Source organism: Ensifer sp. EB106-05-01-XG146, assembly GCF_058791875.1.
The window spans coordinates 32,050-53,950 of sequence record NZ_JBYTDX010000001.1 but is presented as its reverse complement, the minus strand read 5'-3'; the positions used below and the strand labels follow the sequence as shown (position 1 = coordinate 53,950).

Here is a 21,901-nt window from a genome sequence, read left to right as displayed (position 1 = left end):
GGAAGCCGTCGCTCTCGAGAGCGACGCAAGCGCGAGCGGAAAACCGCTCCGCACTTTTCCTGGAATTGATCTTCCAGTCCGCAATTCCGGACGGAAAACCGCTTCGCACTTTTCCTGGAATTGATCTGCTAGTCCGCAATTCCGGACGGAAAACCGCTTCGCACTTTTCCTGGAATTCTTCCAGTCCGCAATTCCGGACAGAAAACCGCTTCGCACTTTTCCTGGAATTGATCTTCCAGTCCGCAATTCCGGACGGAAAACCGCTTCGCACTTTTCCTGGAATTGCTTTAGACGCGCCGGAAGGTGAGATAGGCGGAGCTTCGCCCTTCCCTGCGTGCCTTGGCCTCGTAGCGCGTGCTCGGCCATCCCTCATAGGGCGTCAGCCAATCGGAAGCCGTCTCTGCCGTCCACTCGAAGGCTGCGTGATCGCGGCAGTGCAACAGCGTCCAGTTGACATAGGTATCGATATCCGAGGCGAAGCAGAACACGCCGCCGGGCTTCAGCACGCGGGCGAAGCGATCGAGATTGACCTTGGAGACGAAACGGCGCTTCCAGTGTTTGCGCTTCGGCCACGGGTCCGGATAGAGCAGGTCGATCTGGTCGATCGACGCGGCCGGCAGCCAATCGAGGACCTGGGTGGCATCGTCGTCATAGAGCCTGACGTTGCTGACGCCGCGCTCCTCGATATGACCGACGAGCTTGGCCATAGAATTGACGAAGGGTTCGACGCCGATGAAGCCGGTCGACGGCGCTTCGGCCGCACGGTGGATCAGGTGCTCGCCGCCGCCGAAACCGATTTCGAGGCGCATGCGGTCCACGCCCTGCGGATAGAGGGTCTTCAGGTCCGCCGGAGGCGGGCTCGAAAGGTCGAGCTTCAGGGTCGGCAACACGGTTTCCAGATGCGCCGCCTGCCGCTCGCGCAACGGCTTGCCCTTGCGGCGGCCGAAAAAGGCCTCGGTTGCTCTGGCGCGGCGCGGTTCGGTCATGTCGTCTTTCCCTTGGTCATACCGATCTGGATCAGGCCAACCCAAAATCAAAATGAACGAAGCGGGCGCTCCTTGTCGGAGCGCCCGCCTTGATTTTCGCAAACGCCTGATAGCAGGACGTTGCGCTATCTTCAATGCGCGGCGTCACGCCGCGCCCCATCGCCTGTTAGGCGGCAGCGCGGCCGTTGACGGCGCCGCTCTGCTCGATCGCAGCCTTCAGCGGCTTCACGAGGTCGAGCTTCTCCCAGGAGAAGGAACCGTCGCGGCCAGCCTTGCGGCCGAAGTGGCCATAGGCAGACGTCTTGGCATAGATCGGCTTGTTGAGGTCGAGATGACGGCGGATGCCGGTCGGCGACAGGTCCATCGTCTTGCGGATCGCATCCTCGACCTGGTCTTCCGAAACCTTGCCGGTGCCGTGCAGGTCGACATAGATCGACAGCGGCTGGGCGACGCCGATGGCGTAGGACAGCTGGATCGTGCAACGGTCGGACAGGCCGGCGGCAACGACGTTCTTTGCCAGGTAACGGGCAGCATAGGCGGCCGAACGGTCGACCTTGGTCGTGTCCTTGCCCGAGAAGGCGCCGCCGCCGTGCGGTGCGGCACCGCCATAGGTGTCGACGATGATCTTGCGGCCGGTGAGGCCAGCATCGCCATCCGGGCCGCCGATGACGAACTTGCCGGTCGGGTTGATGTACCAGGTGCAGTCGTCGGCGATCTTCAGATCGTCGAGGGCTTCGCGGATATAGGGCTCGACAACCGAGCGAACCTTGACCGAATCCCAGGTGTCATCGAGGTGCTGCGTCGACAGAACGATCGAGGTGACTTCCGCCGGCTTGCCGTCGACGTAGCGTACGGTGACCTGGCTCTTGGCGTCAGGGCCGAGCTTGGCGACTTCGCCCTCGCCCTTCTTGCGGGCAGCGGCGAGCAGGTTGAGGATGCGGTGCGAATAGTAGATCGGCGCCGGCATCAGCTCGGCGGTCTCGCGGCAGGCGTAGCCGAACATGATGCCCTGGTCGCCGGCACCTTCTTCGCCCTGCTTGTCGGCAGCGCTGTCGACGCCCTGAGCGATGTGAGCGGACTGGAAGTGCAGGAGCACGTCGATCTTCGCGGTCTTCCAGTGGAAGCCGTCCTGCTCATAGCCGATCTCGCGGATCGCCTTGCGGGCGGCGGACTTGAACTTCGAGGGGTTGATGACGTCGTTGCCGTCCTTGTCCTTCTTGAGAAGGCTCGGCGGCAGGCGCACTTCGCCGGCAATCACGACACGGTTGGTGGTCGCCAGCGTCTCGCAGGCGATACGCACGCCCCAGGGATCGACACCGGTCTTGGCCGCTTCGCGGTAGACCAGGTCCACGATCTCGTCGGAGATACGGTCACACACCTTGTCCGGATGACCTTCGGCTACGGATTCACTCGTGAACAGGTAGTTTGCACGCATGCGGGAAGTCCCCTCAATGAAGAAAAAGCGCTGGCACGGTGTTAGTGGTTTTGCGACCGAAAAACAAGCACACAACGACATAAATATATCTTTATATCGCCATTGCGGCCAATCACTTTGGTGCACCGGAGGGAAAGGTGCGCAAGAAAAAAGCGGCACAAATGGCCGCTTTGTTTTTCAAGTCCCGACGGGGAACGTTGGAACTATTCGCTTTCTGCTTCCGCAGCGAGTGCCTTGACGAGATCGACGAGCCGACGGCGAACCTTCGGGTCGGTGATCTTGACGAAAGCGCGGTTGAGCTGCAGCCCCTCGGAGGACGACAGGAAATCGACGACGTAGTTCGAGCTGGAAGCTTCTGCCATGCCGGACTGACCGGCAGCGTTATCGCCCGGGGCATCTTCGAAGAAGAAGGAAACCGGAACGTTCAGGATGCCTGAAATGTTCTGCAACCGGCTGGCGCCGACGCGGTTCGTGCCCTTCTCGTACTTCTGGATCTGCTGGAAAGTGATCCCCAGACTTTCGCCGAGCTTCTCTTGGCTCATGCCAAGCATCGTACGGCGAAGACGAATCCGACTTCCGACATGAATGTCGATCGGGTTCGGCTTCTTCTTGTTTTCGATCATATCTGCGTTCCCAAACACGCTGTTTCGTTTATCCATCGCCCAGCATGAGACCTACGCTCACCGAAGCGACCGCCAGGGTGATAAGGACAGAGCCAGCACAACAAGGACGATGGTGCGGACCACTATGCAATTTTAGGGGTTTTAGGTCAATTCTTCCTAATATTAAAACCAACACGCGAAAACACTGCAACCAGAAGGAGGAAGATCGCACCCAGCCAGAAAACGCGGCTTCGCATAGCGTCGTCCAACGGGGTAGGCATCCTTCCCGGCAGAAGTGTGTCGACCACTCCCCTATAATTGTAGGATAATCCTACCATTAAAACCCCACGTGCATCAACAATTGCTGATATACCGCTGTTTGCCGCTCGGACAAGGGGGGTGCCGGTTTCAACGGCCCTTAATTGTGCCTGATGGAAATGCTGGCGCGGGCCTGGCGTATCTCCGAACCAGGCGTCGTTGGTAACATTGAGAAGCACATCGGCCCGGCGCGCGGCCCCATCGATCTCGTCCGGGAAGATCGCCTCGTAGCAAACGAGCGGATAGAGCGTGCGGCCGCTGGGCAGCGTCAGCAACGAACGGTTCTTGGCCGCTGTGAAGCCACCGGGCATCGACGCGGCGACCGAACTCAGGCCCCAGGAAGACAACAGATCCTCGAAGGGAAGATATTCGCCGAAAGGCACCAGATGCACCTTGTCGGCAGCGCCGATGATCTGGCCCCGACCGTCGATCATGTAGATCGAGTTGTAGTAGCGGGGCGGCAGACCGGCGCCGGCATCCTCTACGCGCACCGCGCCGGCAATCAGGATCTGGTCGTCATCAAGCACCTCGGCGATACGCGCCAGTGCGTCCGGATTGTCGGTGAGGATGAAAGGGATCGACGTCTCGGGCCAGACGACGATATCCGGCCGCTTGCCGTCTTTCTCCGGAGCCACGGCAGTCAAAGCCAGATGCTCCTCGAACACCGCGGCACGCTCGCCGTCATCGAGCTTCTTTGCCTGGTCGATCACCGGCTGGACGAGGCGCACGGTCAGCGGCGGCTCGGGCGAGGCCGGCGCCGGCTGCGCCAGGCGATAGAAGCCGAAGCCCACATGGCCGGCAAAAAGCACGACGGCGATCGTGAGCCCGATCCGGCTCCCGCGGCCCGTCGCGATCAGGGCGGGAGCGGCAAAGACGAAGACGGCGAGCATGTTGACGGTCGCGAGATTGATGACGCTTGCCGACTGCATCATCAGCGGCATCGGCATGGCCGCATAGCCGATCGCATTCCAGGGAAAGCCGGTAAAGAGGAAGCTGCGCAACCATTCGGCAAGCCCGAAGCCCAGGGCGAGTGCGGCGATGCGCCCGACGCCGTCGGACCAGAAAAGGCGGGCGATCAGCGTCGCCAGCGCATAGAACAGCGCGAGAAAGGCCGGCAGGCCCACGACGGCGAGCGGCAGCGCCCAGGCGAACTCGTCGGCCTCGACGAGCAGCGCATTGCCGAGCCACCAGAGACCACCGAGGAAGTAACCGAAGCCGAACCACCAGCCGACAACCGCAGCCGGCCAGAGCCGGCGGATGAAGCCACCGTCCGGACTTCCGGTCGCACCGTCGAGCAGCCAGACGAGAATCGGGAAAGCGACGAAAGCAAAGGCGAAGATGCCGAAGGGCGGCTGGGCCAGAACCGCGAGCAGCCCCGCGAAGAAAGCAAGCAAAGCCCGGGGGAACCCGGAAAGTAGCATCACCCTGCCAGCCAATCTTGCCATACAGCCTCCAGTCGATCCCGCAGCCTGCCACGGCGAAGGAGCGAAACAACACCCGAATCAATCGGGGCCAGTCTTCCAAAAAACCGGCTGCTTGTCCCCTTTCGGGGCTGGATTAGGGGGCGAGACGACGGTTCCGGCCCTTGGTCGGTGTTTACGACACAGCCTCGGGAGACGTCAAAGGGGGGGGGGGACTTCCCGCGCGCGCAGAAACGCGCGGGAACCGGACAATTACTGTTCGTCGGCCGCTGCCTCGGGGGCGGCTGCACCGTTGGCGCGATTGAGCGCACCGGCCTCCGCAATCGTCTCGCCTTCCGGTCGCAGGACGCGGCGGCGGGCGGGCGGGCGCTTGCGCATGATGCGGACGCGCTTCACGCGGCGCGGGTCGGCGTCGAGGATCTGGAACTCGAAGCCCGGGATCGCCTGAACGACCTCGCCGCGTACGGGAATGCGGCCCAGTGAAGCGAAGATCAGGCCGCCGAGGGTGTCGACGTCTTCGAGCTGTTCGCGCACGTCGAAGTCGGGACCGATCGCCGCGGCGATCTCTTCCAGCTCGACACGAGCGTCGGCGATAAAGACATCGTCCGAAGTGCGCGCGAACATGACTTCGTCATCGTCGTGCTCATCCTCGATGTCGCCGACGACCATCTCGACGATGTCTTCGAGCGAGACGAGGCCATCGGTTCCGCCATATTCGTCGATGACAAGCGCCATCTGGATACGGGCCGCCTGCATGCGCTGCATCAAGTCGGAGGCCAGCATAGAGGGCGGCACGAAGAGAAGCTGGCGGACGATGCCCGCCTCTTCCAACGACTTGCCGAGATCGACACGTGAAAGGTCGAAACTTGCCTTGGGCGAGCGCGGCGTCTTTTCGGACGCAGCCGTCGTCGACGCCTGGGCCTTGCCGTTACGCCGGCGATTGCGGGCCTGTTTGGTGACGTAGGACAGCAGGTCGCGAATGTGGACCATGCCGCGAGGGTCATCGAGCCCGTCGCTATAGACCGGCATGCGCGAGCGGCCGGATTCCTCGAAGATCACCATCAGCTCGCCGATGGTGATGCTCTGGTCGACCGCCTCGATGTCGGCGCGCGGGACCATGACGTCCTCGACCCGGACCTCGCGGAAACGCAGGATGTTGTTGAGCATCGCCCGTTCGCCGGGCGAAAAGACCGTGTTGCTGTCGGCATCGGTCTGCAGCGCGTCAGCAAGATCCTCGCGCAGGCTCGATGGACTTGCGCCGCGCAAAAGGCGCGCGGCCCGGCTCCAGAAGGTGGAAGTGGATTTCGTGCCCTCGTGTCGAGTGGCGGTGCTACTACTGCCCGCCTCCGCCTCTCCGGAGGCATCTGCCTCCTCGGTCGCCAGCGCGACAGGCTGTGTTTTATAATCGCTCATCGGTCCAAACTGTTAATCCGGGGTACGATCCCCGTAGGGGTCAGATAAGCCAAGACGCGCCAAAATGCGAGTCTCCAGGCTTTCCATTCTTTCGGCTTCATCATCTTCCATATGATCATAGCCGAAAAGATGCAGGAATCCATGCACGAGAAGATGCGTCAGATGCTGATCGAAGGACTTCTCGAGCTCCACCGCCTCGCGCTCAAGGGTTTCGCGGGCAACGATGATGTCGCCGAGCATCGGTCCGGGCATCGATCCGGGCGTCACGGGAAAGGCCGGGAAGGACAGAACGTTGGTCGGCTTGTCCTGGTTGCGCCACTCGGCGTTTATCGCGCGCATGGAGGCATCGTCGGTGAAGACGAGCGAGAGCTCCGGCGGCATCTTCGGCAACGGCTGCTTTTCTTCGCTTGCGAGAAAGGCTGCCGCCGCTTCGAGCACGGGCGACGAGAAGGCGAGCAACGCCTCTTCGTCCGGCCAGTTGCCCTCTTCCACGCTGATCTGGATATCCAAAGCCGTCATGATCGCAGCGACCGCCTGTCAGCGGTCGCCCTGCTCGCTTTCGTCGTGCACGGCCGTATGGGATTCGTAGGCCTTGACGATGCGCGCCACCATCGGATGGCGAACGACATCGACATCCTTGAAGCGGACGACCGAGACGCCCTCGACCCCTCTCAGGATCTGCAGGGCCTCGACCAGGCCCGATTTAACGCCGCGCGGCAGGTCCACCTGGCTCGGATCGCCGGTGACGATCATCCGGCCGTTTTCGCCAAGACGGGTCAGGAACATCTTCATCTGCATCGATGTGGTGTTCTGTGCCTCGTCGAGGATGACGGCAGCATTGGCGAGCGTACGGCCGCGCATGAAGGCGAGCGGCGCGATTTCAATGACCCCGGCGGTGATCGCGCGTTCGACCTTGTCGCCCGGCATCATGTCATAGAGCGCGTCGTAGAGCGGCCGAAGATAGGGATCGACCTTCTCCTTCATGTCGCCCGGCAGGAAGCCCAGGCGCTCGCCCGCCTCGACGGCAGGGCGAGAGAGCACGATACGATCGACGGCGCCGCGCTCAAGCAGCTGTGCGGCGTGGGCGACGGCAAGATAGGTCTTGCCGGTACCCGCGGGGCCTACGCCGAAGACGAGCTCGGACCGCTCGAGCGCTCGGATATAGGCATCCTGCGTTGGCGTGCGCGCGGCGATCGTCTTCTTGCGCGTTGAAATCTGCGCCATTGTCAATTTGGCTTTACGCTCCATGGTCGGCAATTGTAGCTGATCGTCGGCGGCAACCGCCATACGGATCGCACCCTCGACATCAGACGTATCGATCGACGCGCCGCCCTGCAACCGCCCGTAGAGATAATCGAGAGCACGGCGGGCCTGGTTGGTGGCGACGACGTCACCCGAGATCGCGACGGAATTGCCGCGCGGCCGAGCGTCGATGCGCAGGCGCTCTTCGAGAAGCTTCAAGTTCTGATCGAACTGGCCGAAGAGCTCGCTGGCGAACCGATTGTTCTCGAAGGTCAGCACGAAGTGATTGGCGTCTGTCGCAGTTGTTTTCGACTGGCGCGTGGATGAAGAGATCAATTCGTGTCCGTTCAAGCGGTTCAGGCTCCTTGTTTTCGGTCCTTACCCGATCATCTCTGCAAACAGGCTGTTCGGCCCGGCCTTGATGATTCGCACCTTGATAATGTCACCGATTTGCGATGCTTTTGCATCAACATTCACCGGCTGCAGCCACGGCGAACGCCCGACGAGCTGGCCGGGCATGCGCCCTTCCTTCTCCAAAAGCAGGTCGATTTCGCGGCCGACGCAGGACTCGGCAAAGGCGCGCTGCTGGGAAAACAGCAAAGCCTGCAATTTTTCCAAGCGCTTGGCTTTCACGTCCTCGGGAACCTGGTCGCCGAGCTCGGCGCCCGGCGTGCCGGGACGGGTCGAATATTTGAATGAAAATGCCTGTGCATAACCCACGGCCTCGACGAGGCGCATGGTGTCCTCGAAGTCTTCATCGGTCTCGCCGGGGAAGCCGACGATGAAATCGCCCGACAATGCGAGGTCCGGCTGGACGGCGCGGATGCGCGCGATCAGCGCCAGATATTCCGCCGCCGTATGCCTGCGGTTCATCGCCTTCAGGATACGGTCGGAGCCGGACTGCACCGGCAAGTGCAGGTAGGGCATCAGCTTTACCATCGAGCGATGCGCCTCGATCAGGCTGTCGTCCATGTCGCGCGGGTGGCTGGTGGTGTAACGCAGCCGGGCAAGACCCCCGATCTCGCCAAGACGCGAAAGCAGGTCGCCAAGGCCCCATTCGCGGCCATCGGGCCCGACGCCGTGCCAGGCGTTGACGTTCTGACCGAGCAGGGTGATCTCGCGCACGCCGCCCTCGACCAGCTTTTCCGCCTCCGAGACGATCTGGGCGACGGGGCGGGAAACCTCGGAGCCGCGCGTGTAGGGCACGACACAGAAGGTGCAGAACTTGTCGCAGCCTTCCTGAACCGTCAGGAACGCGGTAACGCCGCGCATGCGGGTCTTTGCCTTGTCGGGTGCCGGCAGGTGTTCGAACTTGTCTTCGACGGCATACTCCGTCTGCACGACACGCTCGCCGCTGCGGGCGCGCTTCAGCGCCTCGGGCAGCCGGTGATAGGTGGTCGGGCCGATCACCAGGTCGACGGCCGGTGCGCGCCGCAGGATCTCGTTGCCTTCGGCCTGCGCGACGCAACCGGCAACGCCGATCACCATCTCGCGGCCTTCCTTGGCCCTTTCCTTCTTCAGATCGCGCAGGCGGCCGAGTTCGGAATACACCTTCTCTGCCGCCTTCTCGCGAATGTGACAGGTGTTGAGCAGGACGAAGTCTGCGTCTTCCAGCACATCGGTCGAGACGTAGCCGTCGCGCGACAGGGCGTCCGTCATGCGGTCGGAATCGTAGACGTTCATCTGGCAGCCGTAGGTCTTGACGAAGACCTTGCGGGCCGGGGCGCGCTCGTCGCCCGTGGCGGGCGTCGTCGACAGAAGGGCGGTTTCCTGGGTCATGCCGGGTTCTTTAGTGCAAAGCGGTCGGAAGTTGAAGTATTTTCGGCGCAGCGGTCCTTGCCCGGGGCGTTTCAAGCCCGCCCGCGCAGACGATCCGACAGCATGCTGCGGATGCGCTGCTCGACCGTACGGCTCACCTCCTTGCGATTGGTATGGCGGTCGTAATCGATGGCCTCACCAAAATCGACGTCCACTTCGATCGCGCCCTCACGCAGGATGCCGAGCAAATGCGGCACCAGTTCGGTGTCGCCCGGCCAGGCGGCGATCGGCCGGTTGAAGCGGCCCATCGGCATGCCATGGATACCGGTATAGGAGATCGCGACCGGCTGCACATGCACGAGACCGGTCGGCGAATGCGGCACGGCGGAAGCGGCCGCACCGAAAAGCGAGGTCTTGATCTCCAGCAGACGGTTGCCGTCGGAGGTCGTTCCCTCGGGAAAGAGCACGACGATTTCACCGGCCGCCATGCGCTCGCCGATTTCGCTCACCTGCTTGCCGGTCGAGCGCTTCTGCTCGCGCTCGACGAAGATCGACGCCTGCAGCCGGGCAAGCACGCCGAAGAACGGCCAGCCCTTCACCTCGGACTTGGCGACGAAGACGACGTCGGCAACCGAGGAGAGCACCAGAATGTCCTTCCAGGAGGCGTGGTTGGCGCAGATCAAAAGCGGCCAGCGGCGATCCGCCATGCCGTGGACGCGCACCTTTATGCCGAGAAGATAACAGGCGAGCCGGTGCCAATATCGCGGCAGACGGCGCCGGGGTTTCAGATCGAGCCAGAGGCAGACGACCTGAATCGGCATCAGCACGAGCGAAACCAGCGCCAGAAGCGCTGCGAAGATCGCGATCCGTAGCCAATTGACCATCCGGGAAGAGTTTTCCTGCGCGAGACCTTGAGAATCGCGATGATCTGGAGCCGAACCGCGGCGCGATCATCGTGACCTGTTCTAATAGGGTAATGCCGGATGCGGGCGGAAGACCGCCTTGGCCTTCCTCATCCTGCCCCTGTCCGTGTCGGGACTAGCGAAGATCGAGGCGCATGACAAGCGCGGCGGTCCGCTGGCCGGCCTTGTCCTGGTAATAGGCGCGGCGTTCGCCGACCTTGTTGAAGCCGAGCTTACGGTAAAGCCCGATTGCGGGCTGGTTGGTCTCGTCGACTTCGAGGAACAGGGCCTCGGAGCCCTTGACCAGCGCCTCGCGCATCGCCGCCTGCATCAACCGCCAGCCGAGACCGGAGCGCGCATAACGCGGCTCGACGCCGATCGTCAGGATTTCCGCCTCGCCGGCAACGGCACGCGACAGGACAAACCCACCGAAGGCCGGGCGAAAGCTGCCATTGGTCTGCCGGGCGACAAAGCCGAACACCGTCTCCTGCACCAGAAGCGCATGGATTTCGCCATCGCTCCACGGGGACGCGAAACGCTGACGGTGCAGCGCCGCCGCGGCAATCAGGTCCGCTTCCTCCAAGGGGAAGATGTCGAACTCGGTGCGGCGGGTGAAGTAATCGGTGAAGCTCATCTCGGTCTATGCTCGGGCAATCGCGAAGCCCGCCTGCGGCTTGGCGTCGGGGCCTCGGAGATATAACGGACGCGGCTTGGCCGAGGCTGGATCGGCAGCGGCACCAAGTTTGGCGACGGCGGCGACATCGATGAGTTCTGAAGGCTTGAGCGGTAGATCGGCAGCGACGAGATGCGCGCCGGAGCCGCCTATGACGCCGTCGAAACCGGCAAATCGTTCGCGCGCACTTCCGACGGAGAGTGCTTCGGGCTCACCCGTGGCGCTACCGGTCGCATCGAAAGCCTGGAGATAGACCTCGTCCCGCTTGGCGTCGATGGCGACAAGGACGGGCTTTCCGGCGGCCGTCCGGCGCAGCCCCTCGGCCACGACCGCAAGTGTCGAGACGCCGACGGCGGGTTTGCCGAGCGCAAGCGCCAGGCCGCGAGCGGCCGCTACGCCGACGCGAATGCCGGTGAAGGATCCCGGGCCGACAGTGACGGCGATGCGGTCGATAGCGTCAAGCGACCGGCCGGACGCAGCCAATGCCTCGTCGACGAACTCCATCAGCCGCTCGGCGTGTCCCTTGCCGAGATCGGCCCCGGAACGCCCGAGCACGGCTTCCGTTTCGCTGTCATAGACGGCAACGGAGCAACCGGAACCGGACGTGTCGAGCGCAAGTACAATCATTTCAACGCAGGATCTTTCAGACGCCACAAGCCGCAAAGCCGATCGGGCTTTGCGGCAAAATCGATACGCGAAACCGGCGCGCCGGACAGGCGCGCGCTATATCAGACGGCCTCGACGGCCTCCACCTCGGGAACGAAGTGGCGCAGCAGGTTCTGCACGCCATGCTTCAGCGTCGCGGTGGACGACGGGCAACCGGAGCAGGCGCCCTTCATGTTGAGGAACACAGTCCCATCCTTGAAGCCGCGGAAGGTGATGTCACCGCCATCCTGGGCGACGGCCGGACGTACGCGGGTTTCCAACAGTTCCTTGATCGTGGCGACGATCGTTTCGTCACCCTCGTCGAAGAACTCGTCTTCCTCGTCGGACTGCTCGGCGCGGCCGCTGCCAGCCATGATCGCCTGGCCCGACATGAAGTGCTCCATGATCGAACCGAGGATCGCCGGCTTCAGGTGCTGCCATTCCTGGCCTTCCTTGCTGACGGTAATGAAATCGTAGCCGAAATAGACGCCGGTGACGCCGGGGATCGAAAACAGCCGTGCCGCGAGCGGCGAGCCGGCGCGTGCTTCTTCCTCGTCGCGGAACTCGGCCGTGCCGTTTTCCAGGACGACCTTGCCCGGCAAAAACTTCAGCGTCGCCGGATTCGGCGTGGCTTCGGTCTGAATGAACATGTCTGTCTCCGTTTCGCCGGAGCGGCATCCGCCCAGCTTTTTAGAATAATTCAAAAGAATATAGGAGCATGGCCGTCTGGTCGCAAGAGCACATAGCGACGCAGGTCAGCTGAGCGCGTCGATCTCCTCATCCGTCAAGGCATCCGGGATGACCGTGACGGGGATCGGAAAGGCCGCGGCCTTGCCGGCAATGGACGACACCAGCGGACCGGGGCCTTCTTTCGCCGAGCCGGCCGCGAGAACCAGAATGGCGATGTCGCGATCTTCTTCGATCGCCGCGTGGATCTGCTCCGTGGCCGTGCCCTCGCGGATGACGACCTCGGGCTCGATGCCGATCCGCTCGCGGACCGATTGGGACACCTTGGCGAGCGTCGCCTCGGCCTCCTCGCGTGCTTCCGCACGCATGATTTCCTCGACCCCCAGCCATTGCTGGAAGTCGCCGTCGGCGATCACATAGAGCAGGACGAGGCCACCATTGGAATTCTTGGCGCGCATGCCCGCATAGTGCACGGCGCGCCCGCATTCCGGGGTATCGTCTATCACCGCCATGAATTTGCGGCGATGTCCTTCAAGTCGAGAGAGTCGGGTCGAGACCATAGGGTGAACAATACATCCCGCGCGAGCCGCCGCAAGGTCTGATTTTTGCGTTTCGGACGAGGACACGGAAAAGTGCCCGAGGCTTTCCGGTCGAGGTTCACTTCGGCTAGCGAAGGCCGACCATGAAAATGAAACAGGGTCCGGGAGTGCCCCGGACCCAATCAATTTACTGCAGGAAGCCTATGATTTCGCGCACTTCGCGCATCGTCTTTTCTGCCCGCGCCCGCGCCCGCTCGCCGCCATCCCTAAGGATCGCGTCGATATGGGCGGTGTCGCCCATCAGGCGGCGCATCTCGGCCGTGATCGGCGAGAGAATCTCGACCGCAAGGTCGACCAGCGCCGGCTTGAAGACCGAGAACTGCTGCCCACCGAATTCGGCGAGCACCTGCTCCTTGGTCTTGTCCGACAGCGCCGCGTAGATACCGACGAGGTTGTCCGCCTCGGGACGGCCCTTCAGACCGTCCACTTCGCTCGGAAGCGCGTCCGGATCGGTCTTGGCCTTGCGGATCTTCTTCGAGATCGTCTCTGCGTCGTCCATCAGGTTGACGCGCGAGAGATCGGAGGGATCCGACTTCGACATCTTCTTGGTGCCGTCACGCAGCGACATGACGCGCGGCGTAGCGCCACCGATCAGCGGCTCGACCGGCGGGAAGTAGGCATGGATCGGCTCTTCGCCGACGACCATGTCGACACCGTAACCAGCGCTGCGAATATGCTCCATGAAGTCGATGTTGAACTTCTGGGCGATATCACGCGTCAGCTCCAGGTGCTGCTTCTGGTCGTCGCCGACGGGAACATGGGTGGCGCGATAGACGAGAATGTCAGCCGCCATCAGGCTCGGATAAGCCAGCAGGCCGAGCGACGCATTCTCGCGGTCCTTGCCGGCCTTGTCCTTGAACTGCGTCATGCGGTTCATCCAGCCGATGCGGGCGACGCAGTTGAAGATCCAGGCGAGTTCCGCGTGCTGCGGCACGGCCGACTGGTTGAAGACAATATGCTTGTTCGGATCGATGCCCGAAGCGATGAAGGCTGCGGCGATCGAGCGGATCTGCCCCTTCAGGTCCTCATGTACGAGCTGCGCGGTGATCGAGTGCAGGTCGACGACGCAATAGATGCAATCGTTGTTTTCCTGCAGCGCCACGAACTTGCGGATCGCGCCGAGATAATTGCCGAGATGGAGATTGCCCGTCGGCTGAACGCCGGAGAATACGAGCGGCTTGAATTCGTTCATGTCGTCCTCAATAGGCTGGTGGAGGGCCCCAGGGCCGGCTGGCCCATGTTGCTAACGGCATGGCTTATGCACGGGTGGCGGGAGGCAATCAAGAGGTCGAGTCCTGTAGGTTCACGCCGCCGGTTGCAAGAGATCCCAATGGTTGCCGAACGGGTCGCTGAACACGGCTACGGTGCCATAGGGCTCATGGCGCGGCGCCTCCAGGAAGACGACGCCTGCGGCCAGCATCGCCGCATGGTCTCGGGCAAAATCGTCGGTGAACAGGAAGAACCCGACCCGACCGCCGGTCTGGTTGCCGACCGCCGCCTGCTGGCGCTCGCCGTCAGCCTTGGCAAGCAGCAGCGCCGTTTCGACGGCCCCCTTGGGACGGACGACGACCCAGCGCTTGGTGGCGTCGAGAACGGTGTCCTCCACGAGATCAAAACCGAGCTTGCCGCAATAGAAGGCGATGCCGGCGTCATAATCCGGCACGACCAGGGCAATGCGTGCGATCGTCTGGCGCATCAGTCACCCGCCTCCGGCGTTGCTGCAGGCTCCGCAGGCGCTTTCGCGCCCCGCTTGATGTTGCGGCGGATCATGCCGAGGCTCGCGCCGCCGAGGCCGAAGGCGAGCCCGAAGTAGATCACCATGGCGACTGCGACCAGGCCCGTCAGCGTCGTTGCCCGCGTCAGCAGGGACGCGGCAGAGGACAGTTCGAAAGCGAACCAGCCGACAGCGTAATACAGCGCCGCCGCCATACCCGCCGCCGCGAGGACGAGACGCGGGATACGGGTCAGAAGCGGGATGTCCCTGCCCCAATGGCCGCGCCAGACAAGCGTTGCGAAAAGCAGCACGGCATTCACCCAGCCGGCAACGATCTCGGCGGTGGCGATGCCGCTCGCGCCAAGCCGTGGAAACAGGGTGAGCGCCAGGGACACGTTCACGACGACGGAAATCGCGGCGAAGATCATCGGCGTGCGCGTGTCCTCGCGCGCGAAAAAGCCGGGAATGAAGGCCTTGATCAGCACGAAAGCCGGCAGGCCGAGGCCGTAAATTGCCAGGATATGACCGACGATGATGGTCGATTCCGGCGAGAACTTGCCGCGCTCGAACAGCAACCGGACGATCGGCTCGGACATGACGAGCAAAGCGGCGGCGGCCGGCAGCGTCAGGAACAGCGTGAACTCGACCGAGCGGTTCTGCAGGTTCGAGGCCTCGTTGACATTGCCCGAACGCAGCGCGCGGGCGAGTTCCGGCAGAAGCACGGTTGCGACGGCAATGCCGACGACGCCGAGCGGAAGCTGATAGATACGGTCGGCATAGACGAGCGACGACACCGCACCTTCCTGGGCAGACGCAATGTTGGTGTTGATCAGGAGGTTGATCTGGGTGATGCCGCCGGTGATCGCCGCCGGCAGCGCCAGTACGAGCAGGCGCTTCACGTTGGCGGTCATCTTCGGGCGACGAAGGCCGATCTTGATGCCGGCATCGCGCACGGCGATCCAGACGATTGCGAGCTGGACGAGACCGGCGGCCATGACGCCCCAGGAAAGGCCGTAGCCGACCGCGATCGGATCCTGGCCCGCATACCAGGCATAGCCGAGCACGCCGATGAGGATGAAATTGAGGAAGACCGGCGCGATCGCCGCCGCGAAATAGCGGTGCAGCGAATTCAGCATGCCCGCCATCATCGCAGCCAGCGACATACAGGCGAGATAGGGGAACATGATCGCCGCAAAGACGATGGTGCTTCCGAGTTTTTCCGGGTCGTCGGCAAAGCCGGGCGCGATCAGGTTGCTGACGATGAAGGGCATCGTCAGTTCCATCGCGATCGTCAGGAACAGCAGCACGGTGAAGAGGACGCCAAAGACCTCCTCGGAGAAACGCCGCGCGCCATCCATGCCGTTCGCCTCGATTTCCCGGGCAAAGAGCGGCACGAAAGCGGAATTGAAGGCGCCCTCGGCAAACAGCCGGCGGAAGGTGTTGGGCAGACGGAAGGCGGTGTTGAAGGCGTCGGCAACCGGGCCGGTGCCAAGCGCTGCCGCCATGAAGGTTTCGCGGATGAAGCCGAACAGGCGGCTTCCGAGTGTCGCGCCGCCGACGGTTGCAAATTTCTTGACCAGACTCATGTTTCGGCTTTTGTCGTTCTGTGAGCGGAGGAAACGCCCGGGGGCGGCGCGATGATGCCCGAGGGCATGCGGTCGCGCGCCTCGTCCCCCTCCCCGGCCATGACGGCCTTGAGGCGGGCGGCAATGTTCATCTGACGGTTTTCACTCGTCACCTTCTGGCCGACGAGATCGGTGACGTAGAAGGTGTCGATCACCTTTTCACCGAAGGTGGTGATGTGGGCCGAGGCGATGTCGAGTGAAAGATCGGACAGCACCGCGGTGATCTCGGACAAGAGGCCCGGACGGTCGAGGCCTTCGACTTCGATCACGGTGAACTTGTTCGACAGCGTGTTGCTGATCGTCACTTCCGGCGTCACCGTGAAAGCCTTGGTGCGCTTCTTCACCTTGGTGCGGCTGGCGATGACTTCCGGCAACCGCTTGCGGCCCGAAAGCACGTCCTCGATCAGCTTGCCGATGCTCGCTGCCCGGCGCATCTCGTCCTCGTCGACAGCGAACTCGCGGTTGACGAGAATGGTATCGAGCGCACGGCCATCCGAGGTCGTGAAGATCTGCGCGTCGACGATGTTTGCGCCGGCGGCCGCACAGGCACCGGCAATCACCGTCAGAAGCCGCGGATGGTCCGGCGAAAGCACGGTGATTTCGGTGATCGCGTGGAACTGGTGGGTGCGCACCATCGTCGCCAGCGCCTTGCCGGCGGCATCCGCCTCGCGAATGAAGCGCGCATGCCGGATCTGGTCCTCCAGCGCCACCGTCAGGAGATAGGGCTGGTAGTGCAGGCGCACGTAATCCTCGCGCTCCTTCTCGGACCAGTCCGTCAAGGCCTCGCCGAGCATGACAGCGGCATGGGCCGCACGCTCCTTGCGCGACAGCTCGGAGAAGCCGCCCGACAACAACAGCTCGGTCTCGTAGTAGAGCGTGCGCAGAAGCTGTCCCTTCCAGCCGTTCCAGACACCCGGGCCGACGGCGCGGATATCGCAGACGGTCAGGACGAGCAGCATCTTCAACCGATCAAGCGACTGTACCCGCTCGGCAAAGTCGACGATCGTCTTGCGGTCGTTGAGGTCGCGGGTCTGGGCGACCATCGACATCAGCAGATGCTCCTCGATCAGCCAAGCGACGAGTTCGGTCTGTTTCGGCGACAGCCCGAAGCGCGGGCAGAGCTTGCGTGCCACCTTGGCGCCGGCGGTCGAGTGATCCTCCGGCCGGCCCTTGGCGATGTCGTGCAGCAGCACGGCGACATAGAGCGCCTCGCGCTCCTCGATCCCCGGCATCAGCTTGGCGACGAGCGGATGGGCCTCCTCCTCGATGCCACCTTCGATGCGCGACAGCACGTCGACGGTGCGCAGCAGATGCTCGTCGACCGTATAGTGATGATACATGTTGAACTGCATCATCGAGACGATCTTGCCGAAATCCGGAATGAAGCGGCCGAGCACGCCGGCTTCGTTCATGCGCCGGAGGATCAGCTCCGGCTTGCGGCGGGACGTGAGGATCGACAGGAAGAGGCGGTTCGCCTCCTCGTTTTCGCGCAGCGCCGGCTTGATCAGGCTCAGCGACCGCGTGACCTGGCGCAGTGCCGCCGGATGGAATTCCAGCCCGTTGATATCGGCGATGTGGAAGAAGCGCAGCAGATTGACCGGATCGCGCTTGAAGACGTCGGGGCTTGCAAGCGCAATGCGACCGCCATCGTCGACGAAATCGAGCGTGCCGGCAATCTTGCGGCTACGATGGGTGAAGCGGCCGATGAGCCCGGAAATGCCGGGCGCGTCCTTGGCCTGCTGGTCTTCGAGTGCTGCGCAGAAGATACGGGTGAGATCGCCGACGTCCTTTGCCACCAGGAAGAAGTGCTTCATGAAGCGTTCGACGGCCGAAAGGCCCGGATGGTCGTGATAGCCGAGTGCCTCGGCGATCTCGCGCTGGATGTCGAAAGAGAGCCGTTCCTCGGATTTTCCGGTGAGGAAATGCATGTGGCAGCGCACCGCCCAGAGGAAGTCCTCGGCCTTCTGGAAGAGCTGGTACTCCTGCCGCGAAAGCACGCCGAGCTTGACGAGGTCGGCGGTGTCCTTCAGCCGGTAGAAGTACTTGGCGATCCAGAACAGCGTGTGCAGGTCGCGAAGCCCGCCCTTGCCTTCCTTGACGTTGGGCTCGACGAGGTAGCGCGTGTCGCCGGCCTTGCGGTGGCGCTCGTCGCGTTCGGCAAGCTTGGCGGCGATGAAATCCGGGCCGGTGTTGCGCACGATCTCATGATCGAAGCGCGTTTCAAGCTCGGCGCACAATGTCTCGGAGCCACAGATATAGCGCGTCTCGAGGATGGCCGTGCGGATCGTCATGTCGGCGCGCGATAGCCGGATGCACTCGTCGATGGTGCGGGTGGCGTGGCCGACCTTGAAGCCCAGATCCCAGAGGATATAGAGCATGAACTCGATCGCCGGCTCGGCCCAGACCGCCTTCTTGACCGGCAGCAGGAAAAGAAGATCGATGTCTGAACCCGGCGCCAGCGTGCCGCGGCCATAGCCGCCGACCGCCGTCACGGCGATCCGGGACGCGGGCGGCGCATTGGCGGCGTCGAAGATCTCGTTCAGCACGAAATCATGCAGCACTGTGATCAGTTGATCCTGCAGCCAGGAAATGCGTTCGGCGCAGAGAATGCCGGCACCATCGGCGTTGAACAGCTCGCGGGCCTTCGCCCGGCCGGCGACATTTGCCTGCTTGAAAGCCGCCAGCAATGCCTGACGCATCGGGTCGCGCTGTTCGGCGTGGGCCGAGGCGATGAAGTCGCATTTTGCCCGGAGCGCTGCGACGTCGAGGATTTCGGGAAAGAAGGTTTCGTGTCTGCCCATGAAGTGCCGAGGGGCGTCCTGTCCGACTGGTTGCGTGGTCGTTCGCTGTCAAGCGCTCCTGCATGATCCTTGCGACCGAGGCCGAATAAAGACCACACAACAATTCGAGCGCCGCGCCCGCAAAAGCGTGCGGCGCTGTATAGCCTTTTTACAGACGGCTTGCACAGGAAAAAGGCGCAGCGCCGCTTAGGCAACGGTTGGCGGGATGCGGGCGGAAAACCGCACGCATTTTCTTCATCCCGCCTTGGCGGCGCTCAGTTCCTTCTTCAGCGCATAGAGCGCATCGAGCGCCTCGCGCGGCGTCATGTCGTCGGGGTTCAGCGCCTTCAGCGCCTCGTCGATCTTGGAGTTTCCGGCGGGCTTCACCTCTTCACGACGGATCGCCACCTGGAACAGCGGCAGATCGTCGATCAGTTGGCTCGCCGGGTTCTTGCGATCGGCGTCCTCGAGCTTGGCGAGCACGTCCTTGGCGCGAGCCACGACCGAGGCCGGCAGGCCAGCGAGACGCGCGACCTGAATGCCATAGGAGCGGTCGGCGGCGCCCGGACCGACCTCATGCAGGAAGATCACATCGCCGTGCCATTCCTTGACGCGCATCGTCGCGTTCGAGAGACGGCCGAGTTTTTCCGAGAGCACGGTCAGTTCATGGAAGTGGGTGGCAAAGAGGCCGCGGCAGCGGTTCGCCTCATGCAGGTGCTCGACTGCCGCCCAGGCGATTGACAGGCCGTCGAAGGTGGCGGTGCCACGACCGATCTCGTCGAGGATCACCAGCGAGCGGTCGGTCGCCTGGTTGAGGATCGCCGCGGTCTCGACCATCTCGACCATGAAGGTCGAGCGACCGCGCGCCAGATCGTCGGAGGCGCCGACGCGGGAGAAGAGCCGGTCGACGATGCCGATATGGGCGCTCGCGGCAGGCACGAAGTTGCCCATCTGCGCCATGATCGCGATCAGCGCGTTCTGGCGCAGGAAGGTCGATTTACCGCCCATGTTGGGACCGGTGAGCAGCCAGATCGCACCGCCCTCTTCGCCCTCGGGCGGAGAGAGATCGCAGCCATTGGCGACGAAGGCATTTGATGCCTGGCGCTTCAGCGCCTGCTCGACCACCGGATGGCGGCCGCCGTCGATGGCAAACATGCGCGAGCGGTCAACGGTGGGGCGGGCATAGGCCTGTTCTTCGGCAAGCACCGCGAGACCGACGGAGACGTCGACGGTCGCAAGAGCCAGTGCCGCCGCCTTCAACGTCTCGGCAGCAGCGACGACTTCTGCCGTCATCCGGTCGAAGGCTTCAAGTTCGATCGACAGCGCCCGGTCGGCGGCGTTGGCGATCTTGCTTTCAAGCTCGGCCAGTTCCGTCGTGGTGAAGCGCATCGCGTTCGCCATCGTTTGGCGATGGATGAAACGGGCGCGACCGGCGTCGGTGTCGGTCATCGAGCCGGCATTGCCCGCCGTCACCTCGATGAAGTAGCCGAGCACGTTGTTGTGCTTGATCTTCAGCGACTTGATGCCGGTCTCTTCGGAATATTGCAGCTGCAGCCCGGCGATCACCCGGCGCGACTGGTCGCGCAGGCCCCGGACCTCATCGAGCTCGGCATTGGCGCCTTCGCAGACGAAACCGCCGTCGCGCTTCAGAAGCGGCAGCTCGTCGCCAAGCGTCGCATCGAGCAGGCCGAGCAGGCCTGCGGGAAGCGCATCGATTGCGGCGCGCGCCTCCTTCAGTTCGTCCGAGAGCGTTCCTGCGGCCATCAGCCGTGAAATGGACGCGGACGCATGCAAGCCGGCCTGAATTGCGCCGAGATCGCGGGGGCCACCACGGCCGAGCGCCAGCCGCGACAGGGCGCGCGGCATATCCGGCGCGCGACGTAGCGCATCGCGCAGGTCGCCGGCAAAGGACGGCTGGTCCGCCAGGATCTCGATGGAATCGAGACGCTCATTGATACGGTCCGGGTCGGTCAGCGGCGACATCAGCCGCTCGGCAAGAAGGCGGGCGCCGCCGCTTGTCACCGTGCGGTCGAGCGCCTTCAGCAGCGTGCCCTCGCGCGCGCCGGACAGCGTCTTCACCAGTTCGAGATTGCCGCGGGTCGCCGGATCGATGAACAAGGTCGAGGCGGCACTTTCGCGCTCCGGCGTGCCGAGTGCCGGGCGTTCGGCAAGCTGGGTCTTCTCGACATAGGAGATCGCCGCGGAAGCGGCTGCGAGTTCCGCACGGGAAAACGTGCCGAAGCCATCAAGCGTCTTGACGCCGAAGTAGCGGCTGATGCGCCCTTCCGCCGTGGCGCTGTCGAACAAGACCGCCGGCTGCGGCACGGCAACGCGGCCGAGCACGTCGAAGACGGGCCTTAGTTCCGGGTCGTGAAACACGGTGTCTGCAAGGATCAGTTCGCGCGGCTCGATACGCAGGATGTCCGCAAGCAGCCGGCTCTCGGCTGTCTCGGCGAGGCGGAAGATGCCGGTCGAAATGTCGATCCAGGCGAGCGCGTAGGCAGGCTCGGACCCGCTCTTGATGCGCGCCAGCGCCATCAGATAGTTGGTCTCGGACGGCGAAAGCAGTTTCTCTTCGGTGATCGTGCCCGGAGTGACCAAGCGCACGACGTCGCGGCGCACCACCGACTTGCTGCCGCGCTTCTTCGCTTCCGCCGGGTCTTCCACCTGCTCGCAGACGGCGACGCGAAAGCCGAGACCGATCAGTTTCTGCAGGTAATCGTCGGCCGCATGTACCGGCACGCCACACATCGGAATTTCCTGACCCATGTGCTGGCCGCGCTTGGTGAGCGTGATGCCGAGCGCGCGCGAGGCTTCGACCGCGTCCTGGAAGAACAGCTCGTAGAAGTCGCCCATGCGGTAGAACAGCAGCGAATCCGGGTTGTTCGCCTTGATCTCGATGAACTGTTCCATCATCGGCGTCGCCGTGGAACGGCTTTCCTCGCTCGCCAATTCGGCTGCGGATAAAACCTCCCCCGCGCGGGTCGAATAGTCTGTCACGAAATTCATGATTGTCCCGAAAAAAGAGATGGCACACTATCGCCAAGGAATTATAGACGACAACCATAAAGAGGCGCGCCGCAAGGCTCGCCCACAGGAGG

Annotated in this window: 18 protein-coding genes; all 18 read right to left on the bottom strand. The window is 63.2% G+C overall.

Going from position 1 to position 21,901, the window contains the following annotated elements; genetic code table 11:
* Window positions 1-287: 287 nt before the first annotated feature.
* Window positions 288-986, bottom strand: a complete 699-nt coding sequence (trmB, locus tag AC3WVQ_RS00255) for a tRNA (guanine(46)-N(7))-methyltransferase TrmB (RefSeq protein ID WP_034797389.1) — start codon at window positions 984-986, stop codon at window positions 288-290.
* A gap of 166 nt (window positions 987-1,152) precedes the next feature.
* The gene (gene metK, locus AC3WVQ_RS00250) at window positions 1,153-2,421 is read right to left on the bottom strand and encodes a methionine adenosyltransferase (RefSeq protein ID WP_034797391.1); all 1,269 of its coding nucleotides are present in this window, start codon (window positions 2,419-2,421) and stop codon (window positions 1,153-1,155) included.
* A 203-nt stretch (window positions 2,422-2,624) separates the two neighbouring features.
* A complete protein-coding gene (locus AC3WVQ_RS00245) occupies window positions 2,625-3,044 on the bottom strand; it encodes a helix-turn-helix domain-containing protein (RefSeq protein ID WP_034797393.1) in 420 nt (139 codons plus the stop codon).
* Window positions 3,045-3,190: 146 nt separating this feature from the next.
* Window positions 3,191-4,786 (bottom strand): apolipoprotein N-acyltransferase, encoded by a 1,596-nt coding sequence (lnt, locus tag AC3WVQ_RS00240; protein ID WP_060519783.1) that lies wholly within the window; start codon window positions 4,784-4,786, stop codon window positions 3,191-3,193.
* 228 nt (window positions 4,787-5,014) lie between these two features.
* Window positions 5,015-6,175 (bottom strand): hemolysin family protein, encoded by a 1,161-nt coding sequence (locus tag AC3WVQ_RS00235; RefSeq protein ID WP_090295101.1) that lies wholly within the window; start codon window positions 6,173-6,175, stop codon window positions 5,015-5,017.
* 12 nt (window positions 6,176-6,187) lie between these two features.
* Complete coding sequence (ybeY, locus tag AC3WVQ_RS00230) at window positions 6,188-6,694, bottom strand: rRNA maturation RNase YbeY (protein ID WP_060519781.1); 507 nt, start codon at window positions 6,692-6,694, stop codon at window positions 6,188-6,190.
* Window positions 6,695-6,712: 18 nt separating this feature from the next.
* A complete protein-coding gene (locus AC3WVQ_RS00225; RefSeq protein ID WP_034797402.1) occupies window positions 6,713-7,768 on the bottom strand; it encodes a PhoH family protein in 1,056 nt (351 codons plus the stop codon).
* 27 nt (window positions 7,769-7,795) lie between these two features.
* Complete coding sequence (miaB, locus tag AC3WVQ_RS00220) at window positions 7,796-9,196, bottom strand: tRNA (N6-isopentenyl adenosine(37)-C2)-methylthiotransferase MiaB (RefSeq protein WP_034797403.1); 1,401 nt, start codon at window positions 9,194-9,196, stop codon at window positions 7,796-7,798.
* A gap of 71 nt (window positions 9,197-9,267) precedes the next feature.
* Window positions 9,268-10,059, bottom strand: a complete 792-nt coding sequence (gene olsA / locus AC3WVQ_RS00215; protein WP_090295103.1) for a lyso-ornithine lipid O-acyltransferase — start codon at window positions 10,057-10,059, stop codon at window positions 9,268-9,270.
* Between the two features lie 154 nt (window positions 10,060-10,213).
* Entirely contained in the window at window positions 10,214-10,711 is a 498-nt protein-coding gene (locus AC3WVQ_RS00210; RefSeq protein ID WP_043615664.1) for a GNAT family N-acetyltransferase, read from the bottom strand.
* Window positions 10,712-10,717: 6 nt separating this feature from the next.
* Window positions 10,718-11,377 (bottom strand): tRNA (adenosine(37)-N6)-threonylcarbamoyltransferase complex dimerization subunit type 1 TsaB, encoded by a 660-nt coding sequence (gene tsaB / locus AC3WVQ_RS00205; RefSeq protein ID WP_034797409.1) that lies wholly within the window; start codon window positions 11,375-11,377, stop codon window positions 10,718-10,720.
* Window positions 11,378-11,478: 101 nt separating this feature from the next.
* On the bottom strand, window positions 11,479-12,045 hold the full coding sequence (locus AC3WVQ_RS00200; RefSeq protein WP_034797411.1) for a NifU family protein: 567 nt from the start codon (window positions 12,043-12,045) through the stop codon (window positions 11,479-11,481).
* Window positions 12,046-12,150: 105 nt separating this feature from the next.
* On the bottom strand, window positions 12,151-12,642 hold the full coding sequence (locus tag AC3WVQ_RS00195; RefSeq protein WP_034797413.1) for a universal stress protein: 492 nt from the start codon (window positions 12,640-12,642) through the stop codon (window positions 12,151-12,153).
* A gap of 166 nt (window positions 12,643-12,808) precedes the next feature.
* Window positions 12,809-13,873, bottom strand: coding sequence for a tryptophan--tRNA ligase (trpS, locus tag AC3WVQ_RS00190; protein WP_090295104.1), 1,065 nt, complete (start codon window positions 13,871-13,873; stop codon window positions 12,809-12,811).
* Window positions 13,874-13,984: 111 nt separating this feature from the next.
* Complete coding sequence (locus tag AC3WVQ_RS00185; RefSeq protein ID WP_060519771.1) at window positions 13,985-14,377, bottom strand: VOC family protein; 393 nt, start codon at window positions 14,375-14,377, stop codon at window positions 13,985-13,987.
* Window positions 14,377-15,981, bottom strand: coding sequence for a murein biosynthesis integral membrane protein MurJ (gene murJ, locus AC3WVQ_RS00180; protein WP_034797419.1), 1,605 nt, complete (start codon window positions 15,979-15,981; stop codon window positions 14,377-14,379). Before murJ ends, AC3WVQ_RS00185 begins: the two co-directional genes overlap by 1 nt.
* Window positions 15,978-18,821 (bottom strand): [protein-PII] uridylyltransferase, encoded by a 2,844-nt coding sequence (locus tag AC3WVQ_RS00175; RefSeq protein WP_090295106.1) that lies wholly within the window; start codon window positions 18,819-18,821, stop codon window positions 15,978-15,980. The genes murJ and AC3WVQ_RS00175 overlap by 4 nt, the downstream gene beginning before the upstream one ends.
* Window positions 18,822-19,055: 234 nt before the next feature.
* On the bottom strand, window positions 19,056-21,809 hold the full coding sequence (gene mutS, locus AC3WVQ_RS00170) for a DNA mismatch repair protein MutS (protein ID WP_090295108.1): 2,754 nt from the start codon (window positions 21,807-21,809) through the stop codon (window positions 19,056-19,058).
* Between the last annotated feature and the right edge of the window lie 92 nt (window positions 21,810-21,901).